We start from the raw sequence: 4589 nt of genomic DNA, 5'->3' as shown, positions 1-4589 counted from the left end.
CTACGAACGCAAAGCCGAGCACTTCCTCGCGTTCGTTGGCATAGCGGCAACCCTCATCGGCTACCGCCGACTCACCAAATGAAACGACGTCTTACACGAACAGGCACACATGGTGGTGATCGTCGCGGACGCCTCGGCCGCACGATCACCACCAGAGCATCACAATGCGCAGTTGATCAGTTACCCAACACTTTCTCAGGCCAGATGCCGACCGAGCAGATGTCCCCTGTGGGGTCCGATCTGCAATTCCGTGGGCTCCCGTGGATCGCTGAGGACGGCGGACGGGCTCAGACGCGCTGCAGCGCGCGAGCGGTCTGCTGTGCGAACGCCCCGGGGTTATCCAGCATGATGTTGTGTCCACAGTCCGGTACGGCCACGACGGAAATTCCTCTTTCGAGGAGCTGCTGTTCACCGGGGAGCGGGCCATCTCCTGCGGGACGCAAGTAGGTGCGGGGGATCGTCAGGCTCAGCAGGAGTTCACGCATGGTGGGGCTCGTGCCGCGGACGAGGTGTACGGCGCTGCGGTGGAGCGCTTCGCGCCCGGCCAGCCGCATCGTGGACCACCAGTGCGGCCCGGCGGCCTCGCGGACTTCCCGCCATCCTCCGGCGAGGAAGTCTTCTTCGGTGTAGGCGGCGATGCCGCGGATGCCGGGCCAGCATTGCTCAGGTGTCAAGGGGTCGAGGACGGCGTCGACCAGGACCAAGCGGGACACCAGGTGCTGATGGCGACTGGCGAGCGCGATGGCCACGGCGCCGCCCATGCTGTGGGCTATGACGTCGGCTGCCTGGACGTGGGCCGCCTCAAGGGCCGTGGCGAGAGCGTCGGCGTGGTTTTCCACGGTGTACTCAAAGTCGGTAGGGCGGTCGCTGATGCCGAAGCCGAGCATGTCGACGAGCAGCGACCGGTGGCCGGCAAGGTCCGGATGGACGGCGGCGGCTGCAAAGTACGGGCTGGACGAGGCACCGATTCCGTGCAGATAGACCCGGGTGTGCCGAGGGTCTCCGGGTATCTCGACCCAGCGGATCCGCGCCCCCTTGGGCGTCACCTGAGCGTCGTGCATGGCTCCTCCTCGATCAGATAATGCATCGCCTAGACTATACATCGGCATCGATATATAGCCTTGAGGGGGGATGATGCTGTCATGTTGGAGTTGGCGATTTTGGGTTTTCTGTTCAACCAGCCGCTGCACGGCTACGAGCTGAAACGACGCGTGGCGCACCTCACCGGTCATGTCCGGCCGATCGCGGACGGCACGCTGTACCCGGCGATCAAACGCCTGGAGCGGGCCGGCTGGCTGAGCCGTCAGACCGAACCAGGCAGCAGAGCGGCTCCTCGGCATGTGCTCACCCTGACCGACCAGGGACGAGAAGAGCTTCGCCGTCGGCTGCGGGAAGCCGACGGAACCGCGATCAGTGACGAGAACCACTGGTTCACCGTCCTGGCCTTCCTGCGCCACCTGGAAACCCCGGCCGACCAGGCGGCCGTACTACAGCGCCGCCTGACCTTCCTCCGAGAGCCCAGCAGCTTCTTCTACGAAGGCGAACGCCCGCTTGCAGCCGAAGAGCTCGACGACCCCTTCCGACAGGGACTTCTCAAGATCGCACGTGCAACAAGCGAGGCGGAGGTGGGCTGGCTGGCAACGACGTTGAAGACGCTCGCCGCTCGCGGCTTGCAGTGAACGGCGTCGGCAACTGGCGACCACCTAGCAATGGCACCAAGTGCTGACACGGCGTAGCGCCCCATCCCAACCTTCAAAAATCGCGCGTGCCATCGCAACCTCGAACGCCCCTGAGGGCACGGCTGGAGAGGCCTTGTGGCGACTGATGATGTGGTGTCACCCGCGAGGGCGAATCGGGTCGACTTGCTGCGGACAGCGTCCGTCTCACACATCCTTCTCCGAGAAGCGGCGCCGCTTCTCGGAGAAGAGCGAAGGGTTCGGGAGCGGATGGCTGAGCTGCCGGTCAGGCGGTTGGGGCGGATGTGTGGAGATGTTCGTGGATGAAGGCGCGGAGTGCCCTGGCGGGGCGGCCGAGGGCGGTCTCGATGGTGCCGTTGGTGGGCTCCGCGCGTGCGATGGCCAGTTGCTGGATCTCCACCACGTGGTCGGCGAGCCAGGGCGGCATCTGTGCGGTCGACAGGAGATGGCTGTGAAAGTCGCCTGGCGGCAGGCAGACAGGACGGCCGGTCAGCTCACTGAGCAGACGGGCGAGCTCGGGGTGGCTGAAGGCCTGCGGGCCGGTCAGGGTGTACGTGGCGCCGGCGAGGCCAGGGCGCAGGAGGGTCTCGGCGGCCACGTCGGCGATGTCCCGGACGTCTACGTAGTTGCATGGCGCCTCGCGCATTGCCCCGATGAGCACGCCCCGGGCGATCGCCGGGGCGTTCTGGAGCAGCTTCTGCATGAACGCGTACGGCCGAAGCAGCGTAGCCGTCATGCCGGTTGCCGCCAGGTGTCCCTCGACCTGCCGGTGGCCGCCGGAGACGGCCACCGGCGAGGCGGGCTCGGCTGCTGGGGCGGAAAGCTTGACCACGTGCCTACGTCCAAGCGGTCATCGCCCTGGCACGCCGACGGGCCAGCGTTTTGTGGGCGCTGTTGCGTGACAACCGGGTCTTCACCTCCGCCCCGCCAGTCGCTCTGGCGACTTGACTTCATCATTGAGACTCCTGGCGCGACTACCGGGACCTGCTGACCGCCGCCCACCAGCAACTCGGAGGCACGATCGTGCTCATCTGGGACAATCTCAACATCCACAAGGCCGCCGGGCTCCGGGAGTTCGCCGAAGCCCGGGACTGGCTGACCATCTACTACCTGCCGCCCTACGCACCCGACCTCAACCCCGTCGAAGGCATCTGGTCACTTCTGCGACGCGGCTGGCTCTCCAACGTCGCCTTCACCACCCCGGAACACCTCGTCCAACGCATCCGACGCGGCCTACGGCACATCCAGTACCGCAGCCACCTCATAGACGGCTGCCTCGCCGAGACCAGCCTGACCATCAGACCCGCCTGAACAACAGCACGACACCACGAGTTCAACCTCAGTAGCTGTGCGGCTCGCGTGGGCGTTGGAGCCGCCTTGAGAAGCTCGTGGGCCTCCGGCCGGCACAGACCGTTGCGCCATGACTCGAAGGCGGCGAGCGCGGAGGGGTAGTACTCCCGCAGCAGCGAGCGCAGCTGGTTGGAGATCTGCTGCCGGTTCCAGGTGGCGTCCTGCTGGGCGCGTGTGAGCACGGCGACCGCGCGGGCCAGGTCGCTGTCCTGCGACAACGGCCGGTGGGCGTGCATGTCGGTGCGCAGAATGTTGGCCAGGGCCAGGGCGTCACCAGGGTCGGACTTCTTGCGGGAGACGCTGTGGCTATCAGTTACGTGGAATCTGATCGGAGGAGTGATGTTGCTCCTCTCGATCTCACCGCGTTCTGGGGAGGGGCATTGGATGCCGAGAAGTTGGAGAAGAAGTGGCCTGTCCTGGGCCGCCACGAACAGGCCGCGGGCTGGCTGCTTGTGTGGGTCGACCTCGGGCGGGCGCTCCGGACGATCGATGCGTACGCTCGCGGGCTCGCCGAGTACCTGGAGGTATGCGAACGTGACGCGGTCGATCCCGTCACGGCGAACCGTGCCAACATCGCCGCGTACGTCCGTGAGCTGAGCACACGCCCCAGTCGGCGCGGGGCGAACGTCCTGTCGATCGATTCGGGAGCCGGGCTGGCCAATGCGACGCTTCAGCAGAGGCTTGTGCCTGTCTGTCTTTTCTACGACTTCCTCATCGAGGAGGGGCTGCGGGGATCCAATCCCGTCGGACGCGGCAAGTACACGCCCGGTCGCCATTTCGGCAGCTCGCAGCGCGGGTTGGTGCCGCGGCTGACCAAGCTGCCCTGGATCCCCACAGAGCAAGAGTGGCTGGATGTGCTGGCGGTCGCTCGTGTCGAGCCGATCCGTAACCGGTTGATGCTGGCGCTGGCCTACGACGCCGCCCTGCGCCGGGAAGAGCTGTGCGCGCTGCGTACTGATGATCTGGATCCAGCGCATCGGACGCTGCGAGTACGGGCGGAATACACGAAGAACCGGCTGGAGCGAGTCGTCCCGTACTCTGCGTCCACCGGGGTGCTGATGTCGGAGTACCTGGGGCACCGGGCCAAGATCAGCAGAGCACGGGGGCCGCTGTTCCTGTCGGAGTCCCGCCGCAATCGCGCCGAGCCGCTGACGCTGTGGACCTGGTCGAAGGTGGTGCGGCGGGTCGCGCTCGCGGCCGGTGTTCCGCGGTTCTCCACGCACACGACGCGGCATCTGTGCTTGACCGATCTGGCCCGGATGGGCTGGGAACTGCACGCCATCGCGACGTTCGCTGGCCATCGGAGCACCGAGTCGACACTTCGCTACATCCACCTCTCAGGCCGGGACCTTTCTCAGAAGCTCAACCGCGGCATGGAGCAGATCCACGACTGGCGGACGCGAATGCTGGCCCAAGCCGACGCCGGCCTCATGGCGGAGGGCTCATGACTAGTACTGCAACGGTGCTTGCCGTGACTGATGGCCAGGTCATGGGCTGTGTCCGCGCCGTTTGTAGTGACTGATGCGGGCCTGGTGTTGTCGT

General features: G+C 66.1%; 4 protein-coding genes and 2 pseudogenes. 3 read left to right on the top strand and 3 right to left on the bottom strand.

The genetic code is table 11. The annotated features are described in order from the left end of the window. Positions 1 to 287 precede the first annotated feature (287 nt). Complete coding sequence (locus ACFYY6_RS38265) at positions 288 to 1061, bottom strand: alpha/beta fold hydrolase (protein WP_351523177.1); 774 nt, start codon at positions 1059 to 1061, stop codon at positions 288 to 290. A gap of 81 nt (positions 1062 to 1142) precedes the next feature. Between ACFYY6_RS38265 and ACFYY6_RS38260 the strand changes: the two genes are divergently transcribed. After that, positions 1143 to 1679, top strand: coding sequence for a PadR family transcriptional regulator (locus ACFYY6_RS38260; RefSeq protein WP_360118697.1), 537 nt, complete (start codon positions 1143 to 1145; stop codon positions 1677 to 1679). Positions 1680 to 1962: 283 nt separating this feature from the next. Here the strand turns inward: ACFYY6_RS38260 and ACFYY6_RS38255 are convergent, their stop codons facing one another. Beyond that, a complete protein-coding gene (locus tag ACFYY6_RS38255; protein ID WP_388653683.1) occupies positions 1963 to 2529 on the bottom strand; it encodes a hypothetical protein in 567 nt (188 codons plus the stop codon). A gap of 131 nt (positions 2530 to 2660) precedes the next feature. On the opposite strand from ACFYY6_RS38255, the pseudogene ACFYY6_RS38250 reads away from it, so the two are divergent. Next, positions 2661 to 3008: pseudogene (locus ACFYY6_RS38250) on the top strand (transposase); the annotation flags it as partial. A 32-nt stretch (positions 3009 to 3040) separates the two neighbouring features. On the opposite strand, the pseudogene ACFYY6_RS38245 reads toward ACFYY6_RS38250, so the two are convergent. Then, positions 3041 to 3358: pseudogene (locus ACFYY6_RS38245) on the bottom strand (transposase); the annotation flags it as partial. 69 nt (positions 3359 to 3427) lie between these two features. Here ACFYY6_RS38245 and ACFYY6_RS38240 point away from each other — a divergent pair. Next, on the top strand, positions 3428 to 4495 hold the full coding sequence (locus ACFYY6_RS38240) for a tyrosine-type recombinase/integrase (protein ID WP_388653680.1): 1068 nt from the start codon (positions 3428 to 3430) through the stop codon (positions 4493 to 4495). Positions 4496 to 4589: the final 94 nt, after the last annotated feature.

The organism is Streptomyces sp. NPDC001750 (assembly GCF_042892615.1).
Classification (GTDB): domain Bacteria; phylum Actinomycetota; class Actinomycetes; order Streptomycetales; family Streptomycetaceae; genus Streptomyces.
This window is presented reverse-complemented; position numbering and strand designations above follow the sequence as displayed.